This is a genomic window from Pedobacter psychrotolerans (assembly GCF_004340665.1).
Taxonomy (GTDB): Bacteria; Bacteroidota; Bacteroidia; order Sphingobacteriales; family Sphingobacteriaceae; genus Pedobacter; species Pedobacter psychrotolerans.
This window is the reverse complement of record NZ_SLWO01000007.1, coordinates 88,640-113,396: the sequence shown is the minus strand read 5'-3', so window position 1 is coordinate 113,396 and position 24,757 is coordinate 88,640. Positions and strand designations below refer to the sequence as shown.

Here is a 24,757-nt window from a genome sequence, read left to right as displayed (position 1 = left end):
GTTACATTTTCTCAATCACGAGGGCGCTGGCGCCGCCGCCACCATTACAAATTCCTGCAACACCAATTTTGCCATTATTTTGTTCCAGAACAGATAGTAAGGTCACCACTATTCTTGCTCCAGATGCACCTAGCGGATGACCCAAAGAAACTGCTCCACCGTTTACGTTTACCTGGTTTTCCTTTAAATTCAGTTTTTGATTGTTCGCAATGGAAACTACCGAAAAAGCTTCATTAATTTCAAAATAATCAACATCTTTAATGTCAATATTTGCTTTTTGTAAAGCTAAAGGGATGGCTTTCGAAGGAGCCGTGGTAAACCATTCGGGCGCTTGTTGTGCGTCTGCATATCCTAAAATTCTAGCCAATGGCTTAATCCCAAGTTCTTTTGCTTTATCTGCACTCATCAACACCAATGCTGCTGCACCGTCATTCAGGGTAGAAGCATTGGCTGCAGTAACGGTTCCATCTTTTTTAAATACGGGTTTTAATGATGGAATTTTCTCAAACTTAACAGCGGTAGGTTCATCATCCGTGTCAATAATAGTGACCTCACCTTTTTTATCCTTCACTTCAATGGCGATGATTTCATCAGCAAATTTTCCGTCGGTTTGTGCTTGTTGTGCCCTTTTATAAGATTCTATAGCGAAATTGTCTTGATCCTCGCGGCTGATATGACATTCGCTGGCGCAAAGTTCAGCTGCCGAACCCATGTGGTAATCGTTATAAACATCCCAAAGTCCATCTTTAACTAAGCCATCAGTGATTTGTCCATGTCCTAATCGGTAACCATTTCTGGCTTTATCCAAGTAATAAGGTACATTACTCATACTTTCCATACCGCCGGCAACAATAACGTCCTGATCGCCATTGGCAATACTTTGAGCCGCTAACATGATTGCCTTCGTACCTGATGCGCAAACTTTATTTATCGTTGTGGTTGGTAAATCTGGTAAGCCTGCAAATTTTGCCGCCTGGGTTGCAGGTGCTTGTCCTAAATTTGCAGACAGCACATTGCCCATATAAACTTCCTGAATATGTTCGGGTGTTAAGCCAGCTTTTTCTATTGCAGCTTTGATGGCAAAACCACCTAATTGAGTAGCAGAAAATTGAGATAATGTGCCTCCGAAACTGCCAATAGGGGTTCTTACAGCTGATACAATTACAACTTCTTTCATGAATAAAATATTTTATGAATTTTTGGTTAGGCCACTAAGTTATACATTTTTTGATTGGAGAAAATAAATCAAATGTTATTTTTAATATGAGTTTTTAGCGGATTTAGCGCAAAATCATGAATGCCACAAAATTTAGGTTTGGCAGAAGATGATCAACGCAGGAATCTGACGGTTATTCATCTTTTACTTTACCCCTTTTTCTTGATTTGAGAGCTTGATTCAGGAGGAACTCTATCTGTCCGTTGGTGCTTCTAAATTCATCTGTAGCCCATATTTCCACTTCTTTTAATAAAGCGGGACTAATCCTTAATACAAAAGCCTTTTTATCTTTCTCCGCCATCTCGATTAATTGCTTGAATATTATACCTTGTTTTAATATTGATGAGAAATGATTCCAATTCCTCTACCTTATTGGTGCTGAAAAGTAGTTTTTTGCCGTTCTTAAATTCCAGTTGCAAACCGCGGTGGCCATCATTTAACAGGTAAGCTTTATCTTTAAATTTAAACCAGAGTCTGTTTTTAATACCATAACCTCCATATTCAGAAAAGGCATTATAATCCCGGATATATGCATGATCTATACTATTCCAGGTTTGTGCCTTGAATTTATAATTGAATGGAAAATACCGATAGGAAATACCTTCGCTATTTATTTTCAAAGTAAGTTGATTTTGCTGAATGAGGAAAATAATTAAAAATGGGGAGAGCGTGGCTAAGAAGGGTAAGAAATACATTTCTTTAAGTGTTTCGTAACCAAGTCCTCCCTTATAAAACAGCAATATTACTACCGTAGGAAAAATGGTTATACCAGTGATTAGATATAACCACCAGATTTTTAATCCATGTTTTTCCTCAAACTCCATATTAGTTATAAAGTGTTCCTGTATTTACAACCGGCTGCACATGCCTGTCACCACAAAGCACCACCAATAAATTACTCACCATAGCGGCCTTACGTTCTTCGTCAAGTTCAACAATTCCTTTTTCTGATAATTTTTCTAAAGCCATTTCAACCATCCCTACAGCCCCTTCAACAATTAATTTACGTGCTGCAATCACTGCTGTAGCTTGTTGGCGCTGTAACATGGCGCTGGCAATTTCAGGTGCATAAGCCAAGTGTGAAATACGTGCTTCTAAAACATCAATTCCAGCTCTTGAAAGGCGCTCTGTTAATTCTTTTTCCAGAATTTCGCTTACTTGTTCTGCACCATCTTTTAAAGTGATGCTGGATTCTTCACCTTCAGCATGATCATAGGGAAATATATTAGCCAGATGCCTAACTGCAGCTTCACTTTGGATATTTACATATTGCATATAATTTTCTACGGCAAAAACAGCTTTTGCAGTTTCATTCACTTTCCATACCACTACGGCTGCAATTTCAATGGGGTTCCCTAATTTGTCATTTACCTTCAATTGCTGGCCGTTAAGGTTATTGGCTTTTAGTGATAATTTTCTTTTAGAGGTAAGTGGATTTACCCAGAAAAAACCATCTGCCTTTACGGTTCCAGTGTATTTTCCAAATAAAGTTAACACCATTGATTGATTGGGGTTGATGATGAGAAAGCCCGGGAAAACCAAGAAAAGATCTACTGCTAGTATAATGCCCCCTGCGATAAAGGATTCAGAAACAAAGCAGAATATTGAACCAGCTAATAATAATAGAGATAATACAAATGTTAAATACCCGGATGGCGGGCTAATGATTTTTTCCTGATACATAGTTGATATTAATTTGATATCATAAAGTAAATTATAAAACCTGGTAATTCCAAACAAAATGATTAAAATGTATATTAGATAAAAATGCTATTTTTGACAATATAATAATCAGATCGTTTTGGCTAAAATCAAAAAAAATTCACATAAAATTCTATATCGTAAGTATTCATCAAACTTGAAGTATGTAATGATGCTGTTTACGGTTTTCGTCATTACATTATTTCTTCCAAAACAACCCCGGTTTAGATACGAGTTTGAAAAAGGAAAAGTGTGGATGAATAAAGACTTAATTTCTCCATTTAGTTTCGCTATTTTAAAAACCAACCCACAGGTTAGTATCGATAAAAAAAATGCGCTCAAAGATGTTTTACCGGTTTATCAGTATGATCAATCAATCAACAGGAATGCTTTGGAGGCCTTTACCAATGAATTTGATATTAAATGGAAGTCTACCCAACTGGATGAAAAAGATAAGATCAGGTTTAAAGCAGAATCATATCGGTTGCTGGATAATATTTATAAGCGGGGAGTAATCAGTTTAAATGCCAAGCAACAAACAAATGGTAAAAACTACGATTTTTCTCTCATGGAGAATAACGTGGCGAAACAAAAAAATACGCAGGATGTATTTACTACCGAAACGGCATTGCTCTATTTCAAGCATAATTTTACTTCACCCAACCAGGTGATGAGCGATTTGGTCGCTAATCTTGCAGAAGATCACATTACCCCAAATATTATTTTTGATGAGCGATTAACGCAGGTTATTCAGCAAAATACTGTTGATAATATTTCTACAACAAAAGGAATGGTGCAGAAAGGTGAGCTGATTGTGTCAAAAAATGATGTGATTGATGATGAAATTTATCAAAAACTGGAATCATACAAAGCTACTTACGATGCACAGACGAAAACCATTGGCAGCCGGGCATTGGTTTACCTTGGTCAGGTGGTACTGGTGAGTTTTATGCTTTCCATTCTAATGTCCTTTCTTTTTCTTTTTCGAAGGGATATTTTCTCTGATAACCGTCAGCTGTCATTAATTCTGATTGTGACTACAGGTATGTTACTGGCGCTCACGTGGGCCATTAAAATGGAAATTCCGAGTTTGTATTACATTCCATTCTGTGTAGTTCCCATTATTATCAGAATCCTTTTTGATACCAGGCTGGCGCTCTATCTTCATTTGCTGGTGATTTTAATTGCAGGTTTCTTTGTGGCAAACAGTTTTGAATTTGTTTTCTATCAGGTTACGGCAGGAATGGTTGCCATTTTTAGCATCAAAAACTTCGTTAAACGGGAGCGATTCCTGGTGTCTGCATTATTTATATTGTTGGCTTATTTCGTTTCGTTTGTTGGGATTGCATTATTGAGAGAAGGTTCTTTCCGTGAAATTGAGTGGGTGAATTTTATTCCTTTTATCTTTAGCGTATTGCTATCACTTCTTGCTTATCCGCTAATCTATTTATTTGAGCGTATTTTTGGAATCACTTCTGATGTGGCCTTAATAGAATTAACCAATACGAACAATAAATTACTTCGTGAACTGGCGTTTAAAGCGCCAGGTACCTTTCAGCACTCTTTGCAGGTAGCGAACCTGGCAGAAGCTGCAATATTTAAAATTGGTGGTAATTCTGTGCTGGTAAGGGCAGGGGCGCTTTACCATGATATTGGAAAGGTTGATAATCCGCAATACTTTATTGAGAATCAAAATACGGCTGTTAGTCCGCATGATAAACTGCCATATGAGCAGAGTGCGCAGATTATTATTCAGCATGTGCACAAAGGAATTGAGATTTTGAGGAAAAACTTAATACCTGAAGCGATTATCGATTTCATCAGAACACATCATGGCAATACAAGGGTAGATTATTTTTACCAGTCATTTTTAAAAAATTCTCCTGAAAAATTTGTCGATGAAAACATTTTCCGCTACCCTGGACCGATCCCTTTTAGTAAGGAAACAGGTGTATTAATGTTGGCCGATTCGGTAGAAGCAGCCTCAAGAAGCTTGAAAAATCCGGATGCGCAGAACATAAATGACATCGTTGAAAGGATAATTAACTATAAATTGGAGCAAAATCAGTTAGATAACTGTGATTTAACATTAAAAGATATTGAAACTATCAAATTGATATTCAAGACGATGCTGATGAGTATCTATCATGTGCGAATAGATTATCAACAAGTTTTGTAATTTTCTTTTGTAAAATAACTTGTTTTACTATATTTGCAGACCTCAAAACAAGGTCGGTAGGACAAATTTAGAGGTTGAAAAGGAGAGGTGCCTGAGTGGCCGAAAGGAACAGTTTGCTAAACTGTCGTACTGGTAACGGTACCGCGGGTTCGAATCCCGCCCTCTCCGCGCAAAAAAAAAGTAATAAAAAAAGTGAATATGTCATTTTAAAATTGTTACTTTGCAGCCCTTAGAAATAAGGAAATAAAAAGAAGATACCAAGTTCGGGATGTAGCGTAGCCCGGTATCGCGCCTGCTTTGGGAGCAGGAGGTCGTAGGTTCGAATCCTGCCATCCCGACAAAAGTTCAATCTACTTTTCAAAAGGATTAAAAAAAGGTGATACCAAAAAGTTCGGGATGTAGCGTAGCCCGGTATCGCGCCTGCTTTGGGAGCAGGAGGTCGTAGGTTCGAATCCTGCCATCCCGACAAAAACAGAAAAAGCCCTCTAAATGATAAATTTAGAGGGCTTTGTTTTTTTATTGGTATGAGTTTGGGTAAAAAAGATGCTATGAATGATAACTATACAGGATGATCTTGAAGATTCTAAAGTATAATCATAAAACAAGTTTTATTACGTTATAAAATACCGTATGTAATTTGCCGAAACTATGAAGATTCTGTTAAGCTATTTAAAAAAACACAAGTATATTGTCTTATTGGCGTTGTTGATGACAGCAATCAATCAGGGTTTTTCACTCGTTGAGCCATTAATTACTGGAAAACTTGTTGATGACTATATCAATAAGAGAGAACTACTCACCAGACATGAATATTTCACAGGAATTATGACTTTAATAGGTTTAGGTGTTGGTGCAGCGCTCATATCTCGAATAGCCAATAATTTTCAAGATTTTTTTACGATCACCATTGCACAGAAAACAGGAGCGGAGATGTATGCCGATGGAGTGAAACATTCGTTGGATATGCCTTATTATGTTTTCGAAGAGCAACGAAGCGGTGCAAAGCTAGACATGCTAGGCAGAGTGAGAAGTGACTCTGAGAACTTTATAAAGTCTTCCATCAATGTCACCTTTATGGCACTATTTGGGATCATTTTTGTAAGTGTGTATTCAGCTTTAATTAGCTATAAGGTTACGTTGGTGTTCATCGCTTCCGTTCCGATCATTACCTATTTAAGCTGGAAACTATCTGAGAAGGTAAAGGTTATTCACAGGGCAATTATATCCAAGACCTCAGTATTGGCAGGACGTTCAACAGAGTCACTGAGAAATATCGAATTGGTAAAAAGTCACGGCTTAGGTGAACAGGAAATTAATCGTTTAAATACGGCGACTTATAAGATTCTAAACCTGGAAATTGTAAAAACCAAAATCTTGCGGATGCTGAGCTTTATTCAGGGAAGTACAGTTAATGTTGTGAGAAGTGTAATGATAGTGGTGATGCTCATGCTAATTTTTGATAAAGAACTTTCAGCTGGTCAATACTTTAGTTTCTTATTATACTCTTATTTTCTATTTGGACCCTTACAAGAGTTCGGTCATATGGCTTTAACATGGCGGGAAGCGCAAATATCTTTTGGCAACTTCAAACGCATTATGGATATGCCTGTGGAAGCCGTGCCCGACGAACCGACGGCACTAAACAAAATTGATCATATTGAGTTTAAGGATGTATTTTTTAAATATAAAAATAGTAATCGCAATGCATTGAATGGCATCTCCTTCCATGCCGAAGAAGGGGAAACAGTAGCATTTGTAGGGCCTTCTGGATCAGGGAAAACCACCTTGATTAAATTATTAGTTGGCTTATACAAACCATTCAAAGGAGATGTATTTTATAATAAGACACATACAGATGAAATTCACCTTGATGAGCTGAGAAGGAAAATTGGTTTTGTCACTCAAGATACGCAGTTGTTTTCCGGTAATATCAGAGACAACCTTAGGTTTGTAAGACCTGATGCAACGGATGAGGAGTGCATGGAGGCACTCAACAAAGCCGCCTGTCAGTCGTTGTTATCGAGAGCAGAAGATGGCCTTGATACGCTTATCGGAGAGAGTGGCGTAAAAGTTTCTGGTGGTGAAAAACAAAGATTATCCATAGCGAGGGCATTATTAAGACATCCAAATATTTTACTGTTTGACGAGGCCACCTCGGCATTGGATTCCTTGACAGAAGAGGAAATTACTAAAACGGTGAATAAGTTATCTGAACTTAAAGATCATATTACCTTGATCATTGCCCACCGCTTATCAACAATCATGCATGCTAACCGAATTTATGTTCTGGAAAATGGAGAAATTGTGGAGAGCGGTAATCATGAAGAATTAATTGATCAAAAAGGGCTTTATTACGCCATGTGGCGCCAACAGATCGGCAGGCGTAAACTGGTAGATGAAATTAATAAACTTGATGAATTATTACTCGATTAATCAACTCTTAGAATGGAAGCCCGTTTGTATTTTCGACGGGAAGATTTATAAAGAAATATCCCTATTTAAGTATTTCTTAAGTTTTAGTAATTGTAGTGTTACTAAATTTGCAATAGATAATTCTCATCGATATATGGTATCGACTAGCAAAAACAATTATGTTTGAAGGTGATTATTGACTCATTAGCTATCTAAAAGCAAGCATATCGAACATATTTTAGATGAGCAACCGAATTGTATTATCGAAGTGGTAGTTTTCCTCTGAAGGAAGACAAAAGGGGGTTTGATTCGAGATGATTTTTCACTTATATGCGGAAACATAACATTGAACATGTCAGGCAAGCCGGAACTCAGTTACTGAAACCAGACGAGCATGTAATTTTTGTTTATATCCTCTTGAGGAAACATGAAGCTAATGCATATCTATCTAAACCACTAGAGGTGCAATCCAGGAAAAATATCTGCGGTAGAAGTTAAGCCCGTATTGACACTACAATGTTATAGAGCTATTTGTGCAATATGTGTATGACACCAATGTTTTAAGGATGAATGTATACCTTAGCGAGGACCTCCGTATAATCATTTCCTCTTCGGTCTCAGTGTGCATTGCTGAAAACTATGCTATGTTTAAATGATCAAAACAAAGATATTAACTGAAATGTAAAATTGAACTTATAATAAGAAGCTGTATCATTATTAATTGAGATTAAAATTTGTCATGTTGAGCTTGTCGAAACACCGTTAAGGACATTTTCAGAAGTCCTTCGACAGGCTCAGGATGACATTTTCGAATTTTGATACAGCCTCTTATAATTTATAGATCTCTCATCCGAGAGGAAGAGGAATGTCATCATGTTTCCTCTTGACTTATTTGATAAATCTTAAGATTCCGGCAGAATATTCTGAAAGAAATTCACGATATTTTCTTTCAGTTTTTCGAAAACATTGGAACTTCCAAATTCTTTATTATCATATCCGATGGGAAATCCTTTTTCAACATATTCACTGTTTTTTGCAATGGTCAGATTTTGGAAATGATCATTAACAATGCCTGTTTCATCGGTGTGAATATCTAAGTATTTCACCACCGCATTTTTATCGAAATTTAACTTGGTCATGTCGATCGTCTTGACTTCTTTTTTTAAGTCGGATCTGAAATAGAGATTCATTTTTTTAGTGTCAATAACAGTCTGCCATTCGCCGGGATGTATGGAGTTTAAAACATTCCATGCATAATCAACAGGTTTTTCATCGTAGTTATACTTATTAAGCATATAGTACGCGCGGGTATAGCGGTCTTCCCAGTTTTTACTTTGACTAAAATTAAACTTTTCACTTCCACCGAGAAAATCAAACTTTTTTGAAGCATCGAGATCCTCATGGTATTGATTGTTGCATAGCAGCGGCATTGGCATTTCTTTATTAGTCAGTACTGTATATTTACCGTTTAGTAAAGCGATCGTTGCAGAATTTCCTTTCGCATCAGTTAGAAAAAAATGACTTCCTGCTGCATTGGGCCACCAGTCGATATTTGGTCCATCATTCAGATGTTCAATAACTTCTTTTACAGATTTGTAATTGTCCAACTGATACTGAATCCACTGTGCCCAAAACATATTAGGCTGCATTGGATTATAGACTTTACTGGTTTCCTCCAGATACAATTCAACCAAAAAGAGACCTTTTTCATTCACTCCATAACAAGGGAAATCGTATCCCAAAAGATTAAAAGTTACAGAACCGAATTTTGAACGCCATTGCTGAGTGTATTGCTGCTGGTCAGTCGTCAGGTTTTGCCAGCTTATATTTCTTTTGACAACCTCACGCTTGTTCACAACGATCATTCCGGGCATCGTTTTCCAGTTTTCGTTAAAGCCGATTACATTATGATTTTTACCTGTAAGTAAAAAGACAGAGCAGGCATTAACAGGAGTGGAATAAATGAAAGAGCATAGTACAATGAGGCGCAAAAACAAAAGTTTCATATAGAATAAGTTAAGAATTAATTCATTATTCGCAAATATAATAAGATTTATAAATGGCAACCATTTAGGTACTGGTTGATGTGCTATCTATGCTGTCTTCTTTTTTTTTTAAAAATGACTATCTTATATGAAGCTGATTCTACAGAATAAATGGATCTCTCTTATTCTACTCGCCGTTGCATTTGCTGATTAGTCCCATTAATGATGTATTCAGCTGCAAATGTAACTTTTATGGAAATGACAATATTGCCATAATGAAATACTATATAAAAACTTCTAAAATGTGTATTAGTTGCTTTATATATTTTTGATTATTGCCAATATAAAGTTAACTGATTTAAATTTTTTCAGAATTATTTTACTGATAATCAGGTTTTTATTTTTTTTAAAATCTTGTTTTGATAAAGTATGGAATATCATTGGGCATAATAATTACTGAGTAACCTTAGTATTTAAACGCCAGCTTTATATTTATCTTTAAGCAATTAACATCGCTAGCTGTTCCAAACAGCTTAGTGCAATAACCAAATATAACTACCGAAATTATGAAAACAGACAAAAAGAAAGGTCAAAGATGGACTTTTAAAATTACAGATCGCCTTCGTGGAGGCCGACAATTGATTGTAGTCAACACCTTTGTATTGGCAATCCTTCTGGTTAGCTGTAAAAAAGAACAGAAACCTAGCAAACCTGAATTGTCAGCAGCATTGGCTATACAGTCAAATACCGCTGATCTGGTAAGTGTGCCACTGCCCACCAAAAATGAGGCGCTCATGGCCATGCAAGTCTATAACAATCATTTTTACAACCAGTATGGTACCTACGGTACATCTTTTAAAGCATATTATTGGAAGGATGATAACCACACCGGACGTATGGATTTCTGGACCCAGCAAGAGGCCATTGAAATGCTTATTGACGCCTATAATATCAACCCTAGCGATGATTTAAAAAATAAGATCATTTATCTGTACAATGGGGTGCGGGATGGCTATGGATTGCTTTGGTCCAATAACATCTATAATGACGATGTGGTATGGGGCGCTTTAATGTGTATTCGGGCATTCAAGATCACCAATGATGGCGGGATGTTAGATATGGCAAAAAATAATTTTAATATGATGTGGAACCGTGCCTGGGATACACAGTCTTTAGGAGGGGGATTATGGTGGACCACTGCCAACGAGACTAAAAATACTTGCGTGAATGCACCTGCAGTAATATGTGCAATGCTGTTATATCAGGCTACAGGTGACCCGGTATATAAAAATAGGGCCAAGCAGCTTATGGATTGGATAGTGCTGAAGCTTTATGATGCATCTACCGGTGAAGTTAAAGGTGCCATCAACAAAGCAGGAAATATCACAGAAGGTGCACTCTCTTATACCCAGGGCACTTTTATCGGCGCCTGTGATATTTTGCGCGGAGATTATCCTGCAGTGAATTACCGTGCTATGGGTTTGAAAGCGATGGATTATGCGCATGACAGCATGTGCAATCAGTCTGGTGGGATACTGAAAGATGAAAATGCAGTTGCAGATACTCAGGGGATGAAAAGCATATTTGCACGATGGGCATGTCTTTTTGTAAAAAATACAGGTACAGTAACCAACTATGGCGCCTGGCTTGATGCGAATGCAGCTCAGGCTTGGTCAATCCGTAATTCACAAGGTTTAATGTGGAATATATGGGGTACACGCACACCAGACAACGTACGTAATGCTTTTGAAACAACCTGCGGTGTGGCCATGATGAATGACATTTATTATTATCGTTAATTGCATTGGTAAAGCCTCAGCCATGATATCCGGTAGGTTAAGGGTTTCTGCCTATCGGATCATTTCAGGTCGCTATCAATCAAGATTGCATTGAAGGCTTGCAATACTATCTTGGCTAGACCAGGAAGATTCTTGAGCCTTGTGTCTTTTAAGTTCAAGAGATAAGAAGCTTGACCGATACCCACAACAAAATGGTGATGTAGATGATTAGCCTGCTATTTTTTTCTGATAGTCCTGAATGATCTCAAATAGTTTGTTTGCGTCCATGTCCAGCTCTGATGCGGTAAGGAAAATTTGCAGGTTCCCGGCTGCATCCTGTATGCCGCTGACTGCCATAGCGGAAAGTTTTTTCTTGATGACTGGCATATAATGTTCAGATCTGCTTACAGTGAGTTCCACAAGTGTATCCCACCCCACTTTGGCAAGGGAAATGTGCAGGATGTCTTTCCAGCATATCAGTCCTGCTGCTTTGCTCACTGCAGTGACCGTTGAGCTTATCCCTTCCTTGCTTAGGACTAGCATCGGAGCTGAGCGGTTTAGCGAAATCAACATTCTGATGATCACAATGAGCAGAATGAGCCCTAGAACAGCGGATATCCCGGCTAGCTTAGTGGCAATGGTACCTGTGAATAATCCGATGCTATACAAAAATACCGCTATCAGGGCAAGCAGGATTGCTGAACAGATGAAGATAAGTTGTGCTGATTTTTTTTTGTTTCTGTAAAATTCCATTTATTGATGTTGTTATTAGGTTATTTTCTGTTTTTAGTAGTTTTATTGAGGCATCGGTGATTCCCTTTCCAATTATTTACTTGGACTAATGGATGGAGATAAACCTTGTTAAATCCTATAGATATATCAACAAAGCGCATTTTTCGCTTGACCATCCTGGTATTGAATGATGGATGTTTTTAAGGGTTAAATTTAGAAATACTAAATGTTCTTTCAATGATGAGCTTCATTTGCGCTAACCGGTAAATGATTGGCTTATTGATTTTAGTGTTCAGATAGGTTCTCAAAGGAAGAAAATGGGATTCTAGGATAGGTCATAGTCGGTAACCATTACAGAAGAGTTTAAATATACAGGTATTTGTTGCCATAGGGCATTGCTAAACCACTCTTCTAATTTATTCACTTCTTCTGTTGTCATTTCCGGATATTTAAGCTTCAAAGATAAATCAAATCAATGGTTTTAACGACTGTTTAAGCTTTATGCCTCATCCAAAAAAATAGAAATTAAACTGGATGGACTTCCCATGTTATTGGTGTGTTGATTTATATGGAATCAGTTTGGTTTGTTTGATGCTTTCTGATGCTTAAGGAAGCGTAATTGAAAAGGTGCTTCAGTTGCGGATGTGGTGAATGCCTGATATGTCAACCTGAAAGGCAATCTTCAAAAGCGGGTGAAAAGGATACGATTGTAATTTATGTTAAAGGTTTTCTGGTTGATTACTCATTGATGCCAAAAAGGTCATGCATTTCAATGTCGCTTATTCCAGTGCGCTACTTTTCATTCATGCATCCGCCTCATTTAAGCGGCATTCTTTGAACGAGCTGGGGGTTACGTAATTATTCCTTTAGGTGCCTTGAGCTTGGCTGAGCTTGATGTGTAGATTGGGAAGGCATTCTGAACTGTTTTAATCTACCTGATATGTCCTTGCGTTAACTTGCATGTCTGCATCAATTTTGAGATGAAGGGGTTATGTGTCTATGAATATTTTAGTGAAAAGACTGCATGTTTTGTTTGGTTTAATCGTTTTTTAAACCTGTAATTTCATGAAATTCATGGATAAACTGTTCAATTTGTTTGCTGGTTCGAAGTGATGCGATGGTTAACAGATCGGTTTTATCAGGCGATTCGGGTTTTTTAAACCTTAAGTTGACTGCGGTTCTGGTGTAAATAAAGTTTGTATAGATCCGCACGGTTTCGATGCGCATAAAGTCCTTGAAATGATAGTGTTTATTTAAATAAGCCAGCGTTCCGGTTCTTTCAATGGTTTGCGCGGTTTTATTGAAAATGACTTTTGTAAAGGCTGCAACGATACAAAAGAATCCAAATAGGAAGAAGGCTGATCCGCCTAAAAGGGCTCCGATCGGGCTTTTGAAAATTAAAGTAAAAAACAATACACCGAATAAAATAAAAAATGTACCCAATATTATCGCTCCTGTTTTTTTACTTTTCAAAAGATAGGAACCCTGATCATAAACAAAATATCGATAGGAAATCATAGCTGGTGGGGTTGAGGTGTTTAAAGTGTTGTGGTGCTGCGGTTGTAAAGGTAATTGCATTGGTTTCTTTTTTTTTTAATTTTTGGAAATTAAAAGGATTGAACCAAACGGGTTGTTTTGGGTATAATGATTCTTAAGATGCTGCTAGTCACTTGGTAATGGTGATCCGTCAGGGGGAAAGGATACTGATCATTAGTATTGTTTGTATTCGTGATTGTTGTTGTTGCTTTTATTGTTGGACGCTGTGGATATCTCGTCGGCGGCGCTGGAACGCTCGTTTTAAATTTTTTGATCTGAACACCTTTCACTGCCGTTTTCAATGCCCGTTTGGATGTTATTTCGTTATTCCTTGATATATGAGGTATAAAGTTAATTGATACTAGTGGCTAAGAAGATGAACTGGGTTTATCAAGGTTAATTTCAATAATTGAATGCAATTATTGAAATTAACCTTGATGCTGCATACAATGTTGCATCTTACCTTCGTCTTTCTTATTTTTTGGCTTTTTGCTGTTCTTTATATTCCTGTAAAAACTTGTTTGGAGTGCAATTGTCAGATAGGTTTTTGTCATAGGCGATATACATCGGTGATTTTTGCATATTGCTTTCTTTAGGAAGATAGATTTCGTAGTTATTGTTTCTATAAGTCATGATAATATATGCCTTGCCTTTATAGGTGATTTCATAGTCTGCCTTACCGTTGTAGCTTTCTACTTTGGCTTTGAATATTTTTCCTGCCCAAGAATGGTCAATGTCATAAACGCCTATGAGTACTTCGTTATTTTTGTCAGGACCATAGCGGGCGGTGGTCACGATCAGGCCTTCTTCGCCTCTGTAGGTTTTACAAACTTTTCCCATTTCGGTCTGCTGCGCGGCGGCGCCGAAGCTGATCAATATTGAGCATAAAAAAGCTGTGATACTAAGTAATTTTTTCATTGGTTTTTTTGTTTTAGTTGGGTAATTAAAATCAAAGATGCGCTATAGCTGCAAGTCTCGCAATAACACTTTTGTATCAATCCTGCATTTATTGAGCTGAAACTTACTGCAGGAAACAGGCTTTTTATAAGTGCGTACCATCACACCTTTGTATGAGTTTCTGGGTAGATACATTTGCTTACCTTTGTCTGGCTACGAATATTTAGTGTAGCATGGTGAACCTTTATGCGATTGTTTAAGAGATGTTTTTGTAACCGGGTGCTTTCAGTGATATACCTATTGTGCTACTTAACGGTGCTTTTAGGTGCCTGCCGGCAGGATCAATCTTCTGGTAATGTTGCTTTTTACAAACGTAGCGTAAGTGTTTCCTTAAAGCCGTTGATTAATGCGGCTATTTTTAAAGCAAAGGATGATCCAGCGGCGGCTATTCCGCTTTATGAAAAGGCGCTTGCTGCGGCAAAACTGCATAAAGATGAGGTAGCACAGGTGAAGTGTTACCGCATGCTGGTGTTTTACTACAGCATTTACAAGAATGATTTTACCCATGCGATAGCCCTTTCAGATGCATCGATCCTATTGGCAAAGAAAATAAATGATCCTGGTACCTATAGCGATCTGTATGCCTCAAGGGCAGTAGCCTACAGCGTTGCAGGCAAACTGAACGAAGCTGCGGATGCGAGTACAACAGCACTGCAATATTTGCAGCAGGACAAAGCACCGGATAGTTTAAAGAATTTTCCGCTATACAATAACCTGGCTGTATTACACACTCAGTTGGGTAACTATAACCTGGCTGTGGAAAATGCCAATAAGTTTTTAAAACACTATACCCCATTAAAGGACACTGCAAGAATGATTGGGGCTTATCAAACGATGAGCAATGCCTATTACCAGGCAAACGATACGGTTAATTTTCGTATTACAGCCAGAAGAGCGCAAGCTTTGCAACGAGCGTATCCGGATAAAACAAAGGAATATATTGTAAACTCGCTTATGGTGGCGCTATATAAAAGCATCAAAGATTACGATAGTGCGAAAGTTGTTGCCCGGCAGCTGTTAAAATCCGATTCTAATATGAATACCCCCAGGTATTTTGAAACTTTAACTCAGATGATGGAAATAGCCGACCACGCTAATGATACGGCGTATGCGGCAAGTATTTTGAAACGGGGCATTCCGATGCAACAGCTTTTGGATGAAAACCTGCTACCGCTTTCCTTAAGGAAGAACGTTTTTGATGGGTATTACAATATACTTAAAATGACGAGTGATAAGGAATTGGCAAAAGTTTGTGTGGAGCAGGCCTACCGCCTTTCCCGCGAACTGCGTAAGCAGGAAATAAATAAAGACCTCGAAAAATATGAAATAGAACGCAAAAAAGTAATGCAGGAAAACGTATTGCTTAGCAAAGACCTGCAGCTAACCAGGAAAAGCAATACCATTACGGTTTTAATCATGGGTGCCGGTTTACTTGCCCTGGCGGGAACTGCTTTTCTGATGAGCTACCGCAGGAAAATACAAATAGAGAAAAACCGTTTCGAGCTGCTGGAAAAGGAGCAGCAATGGAAACAAAGTAAAGCTGTACTGGAAATGCAACTCGTAGAACGCACCCGCATTGCTCGAGAACTGCATGACGACCTGGGCGCATCCCTTACTTCCATAGCGCTGAGTACCGAATTGCTGAAAAGAAAACATCCCCAACTGGATACAAGAGAGATCCGTATTATCGCTGAGAATGCTACGCAGATGGTCGATCAAATGAATCAGATTGTATGGACATTGAATAATAATAATGATACGCTCCAAAGCCTGCTGGCCTATATTCGCAAGTTTGCAACGGGGTTTATGGATGATAATGGTATTGAATTTACCATGCATTTACCGCGATTCACTTCTGAACATATTTTGAATGGCAGCGTACGGCGAAATCTTTTTCTTACAGTAAAAGAAGCGCTCCATAATATTGTAAAACATGCTCAGGCCACATCAGTAACCCTTAAAGTCACCATTACTGAAACAAAGCAGTTAATCCTGCACCTAACTGATAATGGAAAGGGGATGACTGGTCAAAAAGAAGAAATGGTTTCGGGCAATGGACTGCGCAATATGAAGGCAAATATACAAACCATTGGCGGCACGATTATTTGGCTAAATAACCCCGGTGGGGGAACAGGCATTACGGTTACTTACCTTTTAAAAACCTAACCTATGAAAAGATTAATTACCATAGCTATTGTAGAAGACAATGCATCTATCAGGGAAATGCTGCAATCTATCATAGCAATGGAAGAAAGCTACTTATGTACCGGCATGTTTGGAAATGGGGAAGATGCGCTGAAAGGGATCCCGGAGCTCCAGCCTGATGTGGTACTGATGGATATTGGGCTGCCGGGAATTAATGGCATAGACTGTATAAAGCAATTAAAACCCACTTGCCCCCGTACAGAATTTTTGATATGTACGATATACGATGAGGATGAAAAAGTGTATCAGGCTTTGGAATATGGTGCATCATCTTATATCCTGAAAAGCAGCAAACCTGAATTTTTATTGCAATCTATTCTCGAGGTGCACAATGGTGGCAGCCCAATGAGTCCTGATATTGCACGCAAACTGGTACAACGTTTCAGGCAAAAAGAAAATAAAAATGCTGCTGCACTAACAATTACCCCACGGGAAAAAGAAATTTTAGAACTGCTTTCTCAAGGTCTTTTTTATAAAGAAGCATCTGATCAGTTGGGAATTTCCATCAATACCCTTAAACGCCACATTTACAACATGTACCAAAAATTGCAGGTAGATAATAAGACGGAAGCGATCAATAAGGTTTTTGGAAAATAGAATCATCACAATTAATTGATAAAGTTTTATTTAGCTGTTGAGCATTTAGACAATATGTGTTTTCACCAGGCTTAATCCATAATTATGCGGCAAAAACATATTGGTTGTGTCGCGATACTTGGTTAGTATGTAGCAATTTGTTTTATCGTGACAAAAATAGTTGTATTTATTGTGATATGTTAATCGCATGATAGCAGTCAAAGGTGCTGCCAGGGCAACAGCATGAAGGTAATTGGAGAAGATATTCGATTTCATTTATTTTTGTTGTAAACTGAATAATAGTTCATAGGATGATTTTTTCAAAAGAAATTATTAAGAGTTTTAGGATTTTCAATTTAAATTCTCGTTTAAAAAGTCAAGTATATCTATCGGAAGCTGTTCATGGAATTTTTCTCTGTCAAATCTTATGGGATCAGTTGAAGGAAGAAAATTTGCATTTTTCATTGTAGCTGGAAACGGACTCAAAAAGGAAAAGTGCCCTGCATTTTCGATCTCCTTGAATGTTAATTTTGATTTGTCTGGTATATAGTTTAGCACAATCTCACTGTTCCATTTCGGTGTAACTGGATCATGTTCAGCGGTGAGCATAAGAATTGGAATTTCTACGCTGTTCAATGAGTTCAGAAACCAGCCCGTGCCTGGTGCAAGTAATACTATAGCTTTAACTCTAGAATCTGATGCAACTTCAACCACAAGTCCTTCTTTCGTCCGAGGAACTCCACCTGCCAATGCCAGAGCAGTATACCCACCCATTGAATGCCCGATAACCCCAATTTTGGTCTGCAGGATGTTTTTGCTAAACGAATTGTCGGTGAGTAGAAAATCAATGGTCAAACTCACGTGTCTGGGCCGATTTATAAGATTTTCGGTTGTGTTCTCTAATGTATTATTATTACGGTTATTGCCATAATGTTCGAGCATTGCAACGATATAACCATTCTTTGCTAAGTGTGTGCTGATTGTTCTGTATAGAAGATGTGAGCCTCCATTACCGTGTGAGATAATTACAAGTGGAAATTCCTTTCCTATAGTTTCTGCATTAGGACTTACATTCATTATATAAGGCCCGAATGCTATGGGCCGAGGTTCTTCACTAGTCGGGTACTGTAATAAAACAGGAAATGAAATGTTTTTTATTTCATCTCTGATTATCAATTGTTTGCTGCCTACAAAAAAATCAGTCATTTTTTAAATATTACTTTTTATTTTTTCCGGTGAAATGGCCGTAATTCTGCCACCAAGCCCGCAGTATTGCGATCATGTTCGAGCATTAAAAGGCTTCAAATTAGAAAATTAACGCTGGTGGCTGTATACGATATTATGCTATTGGAATATGAAAATCTACGATGCATTTTTTCTCAGGATGTTCATTAAAGTTGTTATGATAAACAGCAAATGGATTTTTATCGGCTTTTTTATATCCATTTTCGTTCATCCATAAAAATAATCCCGTCCACGATTTCTCAAATTCATTCAGGCCAATTTCAAAACTACCAATAATAAATTTTCCTTTTTGAATTGAAGTTAGTCCGATTTCGCCATTTACTTCAACTGGTTTATTAAGCAAAATCGAAGCACTCATTCTTACTTTGTTGGCTTCTGTAACTTTAAAACTGTCGTGGTAAATTGTAACCATTTTAGTCTGCACATTCATCAAACCTTTAGGCGTAGCCCATTTCATTAATTTTTGATAGGCAGATTCAAGGTTCTGTATTCCAATACTTGACACATAAGCCAAATTCATTTGTGACATTTCTTTAATTTCAATTTTTGCATTCATTTTTATCCATTCTTTAAGATTATTAATGATGCAAATGTATTTTTCATGGTTGGGATACGCTTGTCCGTTCTTGCTTTCAAGTTGACAAATCTTGCTATGTCTATTTGGATTTTGTAGTTTAAATTGTGTTGGACTTATTCCGAAATGCTTTTTGAAAGCTCTCGAAAAGGAAGAATTATCATTAAACCCGTATCTATGTGGTATTTCAGACATTGTTATGTTTTTATGCAACACGGCCAAAGCTGATTTTTCTATTTTCTGTCTGTTTACATATTCATTCAATGTTTCACCTGTAATAAATTTGAAAATCCTATGAAAGTGGAAAGGAGAGAAAAAAGCAATTTCTGAAATTGTATTTAATGACAAATCAGAATCCAGGTTTTCGTCAATAAATTCAAACACCCGGTTAATTCTATTTCGATAATCAGCTTGTATTTCTTTATCTGTGCTGGTCATTTTCTTAAATGCTGTACAACTTGCTTATGCGTAACGCGATCAGGCATATCCATCTAAATTGGAGCGGATACGTATATAAGTTTATATTTTTTCTATATATCAAATCTAAAAATAAATACTACAATACAATATTAAACTCAAGAGGCTTTATTATTGTGTAGACAAATGGCTGTTAAATCGGATAAATTATTTCTTTATCGTAGATCTACTCGTCTATCAAAAATTAGTAGCGGTCAGAGATGAAATGATTGCCTGAGGAAGTAAACATATATTTAATTATTTTTATTTAGTATGGTTCTAAATAAAAATTTTAGATTTGCGGAATTATTAAACAAACCAATCATTTCGCATGCTTAAAAATTTACAAAAGGGCCGTTTCGGGGCATTCTGTTCCGGAAATAAAAGGCCGCTCTTTTTATTGTTGCCTGTATTTTTACTTTTATCATTTACAGCGGCGGCACAGAATGTCGTGCTAAGTGGTGATGTAAAAACTGCAGATGGGAAACCAGCTGATTTTATAACGGTTTCCATTCCAGAATTGAATAAAAGCACCCTGACTAATGAAAAAGGCGAATTTTCTTTCAACCGCTTACCGGTGGGAAGTTTTAAAGTTGTTGCCAAAGGCCTAACTGCTATAGCACTTGAACAGCAGGTCACTCTAATTGCAGGGAACAAGAATAAAGTAAGTTTCACTCTTTCTGAAACTTCAAGGCAATTGGAAGAGGTACATATCCTATCGAGCAAAACCAAGAAATTGGCCAGTAAGAAAACAGATTATGTGGCCAGGATGCCACTAGAAAATCTGGAAAATCCCCAGGTATACAGTGTAGTGAGCAAGGAGCTTTTGAAAGAACAGCTTACGGTTGATATTAAAAGTGCAGTTCAGAATACCCCGGGAGCAGTGGCCTATAATTATCCTGCCGGCGGTGTCGGTATTGCTTTCAGAGGCTTTATTAGCGGAGTCAATGCCAGAAATGGCATGGAAACATCTGCTTCGCGCTCCTCACTTGATATTTCCAATGTAGAAAGGATCGAGGTACTGAAAGGTCCTTCGGGCACTTTATTCGGTTCTGCTGTTTCTTCATTTGGGGGAGTGGTCAACCTGGTCACCAAAAAGCCATTTGATACCACTGCTGTAGAAATTGCTTATACTGGTGGAAGCTATAATCTGAACCGTCTTACTGCGGATGTGAATACGCCGCTTAACAAAGATAAATCTATTCTGTTCCGGATCAATCTTGCGGTTAACAAAGAAGCCAGTTTCCTGAGTTATGGTTTTAATAATACCTATATGATTGCGCCGACACTGACCTACAAGGTATCCGACAAACTTACCTTTAACCTGGATGCGGAACTTTTCAATGCAAATACGACACGCCGTACCTACAATACTTATGCGGCCAACTCAGGGATTCACACACCTGGTGAGGTTTTATTGGATTACAGAACATCTATGTTCCATGATGACAATAGCGGGAAAACTTCTGCTTCAAAAGTCTTCGCGCAAGCGGCATATGAAATTTCAGACAACTGGAAATCGACAACCCTGTTTTCTTTTGTGGGCGAAGATGTTGATTATAGCTACCAATCCTATGCCAACTGGACCTCCCCAAGCCAGGTAACCAGACAGGTTGGTTTATGGGGGCCTATTTCTAATAACTATACCAATATCCAGGAAAACATAAATGGTCAGTTTTCTACAGGGAGCATAAAACATAAATTTCTTGGGGGTTTAAATTATAGATTCTATGATGGCAGCCGCCGTGCGGGGGGAAATGTCCTTACCCTTGATAACATAGATGTAACAAAAACCTTTGCGCCCATCAGAAGAAAGGCCGTGGATGCGGGACTTGTATATTATACCTCTGCCGTAGCAGATCAGGAAACCTGGAGTGCATATGCATCTGATGTGGTTAATTTTACCGATAGGCTTTCGGCCATGTTAAGCCTGCGTCTGGATAGGTTTTCGCGCAGAAAGGTGGCCACTACAGAAGGATTCCAGCAGACGGCTTTATCACCTAAATTAGGTCTGGTTTACCAGGTAATTAAAGATAAGGTGTCGCTGTTTGGTAATTATATGAACGGCTTCCAGAATCTTGCCCCTGTTACACAGCCTGATGGAAGTACATTGGTTCTCGATCCAATTTATGCTGTTCAATATGAAGGTGGTGTAAAAGCGGAACTTTTTAATAAAAAACTTAGTGCTACGGCAAGTTATTACCATATTGCCATTGATAATGCTACCCGGGTGGAAGGAAATTTCACGCTGCAGGATGGAAAACAAAAAAGTAAAGGTATCGATCTTGAACTGATCGGGAATCCAATAGCGGGATTGAGTATTGTTGCAGGTTATGCTTACAATGATAACCGCATTGTGAAATCAAGCAATCCTGCCATAGAAGGTAACAAAGCAGTGTCTTCCCCTGAAAATGTGGCGAACTTTTGGGTAACCTACACACTACAGCATCAGTTAAAGGGACTGGGACTGGGTTTCGGCGCCAATTATGTGGATGATAACTTCTTTACTGCGGAAAACACTTTTTATATGCCATCTTATACGGTTTATGACGCTACTTTGTTTTATGAACAGCCTAAGTGGAGGCTTGGTCTTAAGATGAACAACATTAGCAATAGAAAATATTGGGACCTTGGTGGAAACGCCCAGGCACCAAGAAATGCAATGGCCAGCTTGTCATTTAAATTTTAAGTAACCAGGGAGCGGCGCTGAGCCGCTCTCTTTTTTATCATATGTTTACAGATCAAACCAAAAAAATATCTAAATCCAGAAAATCTACATTCAGGCGCGTTATTGAATGGCTGCACTTATGGCTTGGACTGATCTCTGGAATCATTCTCTTTGTCGTCTGTTTAACCGGGGCGATCTGGGTATGGCGTCATGAAGTTTGGTATTTTACTGAACAATATCAACGCGTAACTATTCAGGAAAAACCTTTTCTAGCTCCCTCGGTGCTGATTGCAGGATCAGGTAACTATCTTCGGGCAAAAGAGCATGGCGAGGTGATCTTAGATGGGATTACTTATGGCCGGGCTGGTAGGTCAGTAATGTGTTCTTATAACTTGTCAGGTGAAAAATCTGCCGCCATTTATCTTAACCCCTATACAGCAGAAATTATTAAAGACAAAAGGGAATCTACCGCGGCAGAAATTTTTTTTATTTTCATAAGAGCCGGGCACCGTTTTTTCTGGCTTCCCCGTAACATCGGAAGCCCGGTAGTTGGTTCCGCCTGTATCGTTTTTCTGATCATTCTCCTTACCGGTCTGATCTGGTGGTATCCAAAAAAATGGAACGACAAGACAAGAGAAAAAAGTTTCAGGATAAAATGGGGTGCCAAATGGAAACGGCTGAATATTGACCTGCACAATGTCCTTGGATTTTATAGTTTCATTTTTGTGATCTTGCTTACCGTTACCGGTATCGTATTTACTTTCGAATGGTTTGAAAAAGGGATTTACCGTAGCCTGACATGGAAAGAAAAAACAACCCATGAAAAGCCGCCGCTTTCAGATACTACCATTACCAAGATCAAGTATCAGCAGCCTGTGGATTTACTGTGGAGCAGGATGAATAACCTATATGGTCGGGAAAAAATAGGCAATCTTTGGATCAGTGTACCCGGAAAGGCCAAAGAACCTTACCGTGTATCTGTCAATTTTGGAGACGGAACGATTCTGTATAATTCCCGTATCCATTATTATGATGGAAAGACATTGAAGAAACTGCGTTGGAAGGGTAATAAGGCTGTTGATTACGAGCAGCTCTCGGTGGGAGAGAAGGTATTCCGGATGAATTTTGATATCCATACTGGTCAGATCCTGGGACTGCCAACGAAAATACTTGCATTCATCACCTGCCTTGTTGGAGCAAGCCTACCGGTTACGGGCGTGATCATCTGGTATAACCGGAAATGGGGAAAAAGAAAGAAAAGAGATTAGCTGCAGAAAAATTCATGGGTACATTACTGTTGGCATTGTTCAAAGTGCTACCTGCATTAAACGATTAACAGTTAATTAAGTTCCTTATCCATCAAAATATGGCGTAGGGTAATAGCAGGACAAACAAAATGGCGCTAAGTAATTTCTTATTTAAGAGAGAGGCGAGGTTTGCCCGTTTTGCGCTTTTTTTAAATGGGCTGCAGGTTGATTGGTTTTAATATGAAATCACTTACACAGGGATATTTCAGTGCGCAAGAAAAGTATGGCATTTATTAAATCAGTATGATCAGTTTTGTTTTTCAATGGGAAGGTCCAGCTTTTCCTGCGCAAGTGCAAGCATGGTGACTATCATTTTGATCTCAATAGGGGAAATTAGTTTTAATATTACTCCTTCAAATGTCTTTTGATACTGTAGAGTGTTCTATTCGATCTTCATAGCTAGATTTGTAAATCAAAATGATTGATAACTTAAATTAATTGCCATCTGAGAGCATTATTTGTGCTGTATTTTAATCTATCGTATGTGGGCAATCAAAAAAATACTAGGTTTTGCTATATATTTTCTATTTTCACCCAATTGTACCCTGTGTATGCTGTGTTAGTTAAAGTTTGATATGCATAATTTGTGAATTTTTGAAATGTCCCTTGATAATGTGAACGATATTGAAGAATTAAGATACCTTAAAGATCTAAAAAACGGACGGAGAGAGGCTTTTGATTTTATTTATGCGAGGTACAGCAAAATGCTTCTTCCTAAAATGCAAAGGATGATTAAATCCAATGAAATCGTAGATGAACTGATGCAGGATGTTTTTCTTAAAATTTGGCTTCACAAATCAGAAATTAACCTCGATAAATCGTTTAAAGGCTGGATTTTTAAGGTGGCTCAAAATACCATCTATGCCTACTACCGCAAACTTGCGCTTGATGCGAAAATGCAGAAGCATATTTTAGAAACATTTGCAGCTTTTTATGATCAAACGGAAGATTATATCTTTAATAAAGAGCGCATTTCATTACTGAATGAGGCTATCGAGAAACTTCCTCCTCAGCGGAAAGAGATTTTTAAGCTCTGCAGGATGGAAGGAAAGACCTATCAGGAAGCCGCAGAAATTTTATCATTAAGTGCCTCAACTGTTAGTAATCAGCTGGTGAGTGCAACCAAATACATTAAACGATATGTCTTCTTTCACAACCAGGAATTCATCCTGTTCTGTATTGCAGCTTACCTGAACAAATAAATTTTAAAAAAAAATAAAATATGAATAG

General features: G+C 38.0%; 18 protein-coding genes and 3 tRNA genes. 11 read left to right on the top strand and 10 right to left on the bottom strand.

Annotated features, from left to right (window positions below; all coding sequences use genetic code 11):
• Nucleotide 1: 1 nt before the first annotated feature.
• From EV200_RS17360 to EV200_RS17345, 4 genes are all read right to left on the bottom strand, one after another.
• Entirely contained in the window at nt 2-1,177 is a 1,176-nt protein-coding gene (locus EV200_RS17360) for an acetyl-CoA C-acyltransferase (protein WP_132534898.1), read from the bottom strand.
• A gap of 172 nt (nt 1,178-1,349) precedes the next feature.
• Nucleotides 1,350-1,517, bottom strand: a complete 168-nt coding sequence (locus EV200_RS17355) for an Arc family DNA binding domain-containing protein (protein ID WP_132534896.1) — start codon at nt 1,515-1,517, stop codon at nt 1,350-1,352.
• Complete coding sequence (locus tag EV200_RS17350; RefSeq protein ID WP_132534895.1) at nt 1,501-2,040, bottom strand: hypothetical protein; 540 nt, start codon at nt 2,038-2,040, stop codon at nt 1,501-1,503. The genes EV200_RS17355 and EV200_RS17350 overlap by 17 nt, the downstream gene beginning before the upstream one ends.
• 1 nt (nt 2,041) lies before the next feature.
• Nucleotides 2,042-2,899 (bottom strand): SPFH domain-containing protein, encoded by an 858-nt coding sequence (locus EV200_RS17345; protein WP_132534893.1) that lies wholly within the window; start codon nt 2,897-2,899, stop codon nt 2,042-2,044.
• A gap of 118 nt (nt 2,900-3,017) precedes the next feature.
• Here EV200_RS17345 and EV200_RS17340 point away from each other — a divergent pair, with 118 nt between their 5' ends.
• From EV200_RS17340 to EV200_RS17320, 5 genes are all read left to right on the top strand, one after another.
• Entirely contained in the window at nt 3,018-5,096 is a 2,079-nt protein-coding gene (locus EV200_RS17340) for an HD family phosphohydrolase (protein WP_373287832.1), read from the top strand.
• Between the two features lie 81 nt (nt 5,097-5,177).
• A tRNA-Ser gene (locus EV200_RS17335) sits at nt 5,178-5,264 on the top strand.
• 96 nt (nt 5,265-5,360) lie between these two features.
• Nucleotides 5,361-5,434: transfer RNA gene (locus EV200_RS17330), tRNA-Pro, on the top strand.
• Between the two features lie 54 nt (nt 5,435-5,488).
• Nucleotides 5,489-5,562 (top strand) — tRNA-Pro (locus EV200_RS17325).
• 182 nt (nt 5,563-5,744) lie between these two features.
• Nucleotides 5,745-7,529 (top strand): ABC transporter ATP-binding protein, encoded by a 1,785-nt coding sequence (locus EV200_RS17320; protein ID WP_132534891.1) that lies wholly within the window; start codon nt 5,745-5,747, stop codon nt 7,527-7,529.
• A gap of 881 nt (nt 7,530-8,410) precedes the next feature.
• On the opposite strand, the gene EV200_RS17315 is transcribed toward EV200_RS17320, so the two are convergent.
• A complete protein-coding gene (locus tag EV200_RS17315) occupies nt 8,411-9,514 on the bottom strand; it encodes a linear amide C-N hydrolase (RefSeq protein WP_132534889.1) in 1,104 nt (367 codons plus the stop codon).
• Nucleotides 9,515-10,059: 545 nt separating this feature from the next.
• Here EV200_RS17315 and EV200_RS17310 point away from each other — a divergent pair.
• On the top strand, nt 10,060-11,292 hold the full coding sequence (locus EV200_RS17310; protein WP_229676689.1) for a glycoside hydrolase family 76 protein: 1,233 nt from the start codon (nt 10,060-10,062) through the stop codon (nt 11,290-11,292).
• Between the two features lie 207 nt (nt 11,293-11,499).
• On the opposite strand, the gene EV200_RS17305 is transcribed toward EV200_RS17310, so the two are convergent.
• From EV200_RS17305 to EV200_RS17290, 3 genes are all read right to left on the bottom strand, one after another.
• Nucleotides 11,500-12,024 (bottom strand): STM3941 family protein, encoded by a 525-nt coding sequence (locus EV200_RS17305; protein WP_132534887.1) that lies wholly within the window; start codon nt 12,022-12,024, stop codon nt 11,500-11,502.
• A gap of 1,017 nt (nt 12,025-13,041) precedes the next feature.
• Nucleotides 13,042-13,581 carry a hypothetical protein gene (locus EV200_RS17295; RefSeq protein WP_132534885.1) on the bottom strand — a complete coding sequence of 180 codons (540 nt, stop codon included), beginning with the start codon at nt 13,579-13,581 and terminating at the stop codon, nt 13,042-13,044.
• 432 nt (nt 13,582-14,013) lie between these two features.
• Nucleotides 14,014-14,457 (bottom strand): hypothetical protein, encoded by a 444-nt coding sequence (locus tag EV200_RS17290; RefSeq protein ID WP_132534883.1) that lies wholly within the window; start codon nt 14,455-14,457, stop codon nt 14,014-14,016.
• 279 nt (nt 14,458-14,736) lie between these two features.
• On the opposite strand from EV200_RS17290, the gene EV200_RS17285 reads away from it, so the two are divergent.
• Together EV200_RS17285 and EV200_RS17280 are read left to right on the top strand one after the other, a co-directional pair.
• On the top strand, nt 14,737-16,662 hold the full coding sequence (locus EV200_RS17285; RefSeq protein ID WP_165877961.1) for a tetratricopeptide repeat-containing sensor histidine kinase: 1,926 nt from the start codon (nt 14,737-14,739) through the stop codon (nt 16,660-16,662).
• Between the two features lie 3 nt (nt 16,663-16,665).
• On the top strand, nt 16,666-17,298 hold the full coding sequence (locus EV200_RS17280; protein WP_132534879.1) for a response regulator: 633 nt from the start codon (nt 16,666-16,668) through the stop codon (nt 17,296-17,298).
• Between the two features lie 330 nt (nt 17,299-17,628).
• Here EV200_RS17280 and EV200_RS17275 read toward each other — a convergent pair whose 3' ends face one another.
• On the bottom strand, nt 17,629-18,483 hold the full coding sequence (locus EV200_RS17275) for an alpha/beta hydrolase family protein (RefSeq protein WP_132534877.1): 855 nt from the start codon (nt 18,481-18,483) through the stop codon (nt 17,629-17,631).
• A 133-nt stretch (nt 18,484-18,616) separates the two neighbouring features.
• Nucleotides 18,617-19,534 carry an AraC family transcriptional regulator gene (locus tag EV200_RS17270; RefSeq protein ID WP_132534875.1) on the bottom strand — a complete coding sequence of 306 codons (918 nt, stop codon included), beginning with the start codon at nt 19,532-19,534 and terminating at the stop codon, nt 18,617-18,619.
• Between the two features lie 349 nt (nt 19,535-19,883).
• Between EV200_RS17270 and EV200_RS17265 the strand changes: the two genes are divergently transcribed.
• From EV200_RS17265 to EV200_RS17255, 3 genes are all read left to right on the top strand, one after another.
• Complete coding sequence (locus EV200_RS17265; protein WP_132534873.1) at nt 19,884-22,241, top strand: TonB-dependent receptor; 2,358 nt, start codon at nt 19,884-19,886, stop codon at nt 22,239-22,241.
• Nucleotides 22,242-22,282: 41 nt separating this feature from the next.
• Nucleotides 22,283-23,488, top strand: coding sequence for a PepSY-associated TM helix domain-containing protein (locus EV200_RS17260; RefSeq protein WP_132534871.1), 1,206 nt, complete (start codon nt 22,283-22,285; stop codon nt 23,486-23,488).
• Between the two features lie 638 nt (nt 23,489-24,126).
• Nucleotides 24,127-24,729, top strand: a complete 603-nt coding sequence (locus EV200_RS17255; RefSeq protein WP_132534869.1) for an RNA polymerase sigma factor — start codon at nt 24,127-24,129, stop codon at nt 24,727-24,729.
• Nucleotides 24,730-24,757: the final 28 nt, after the last annotated feature.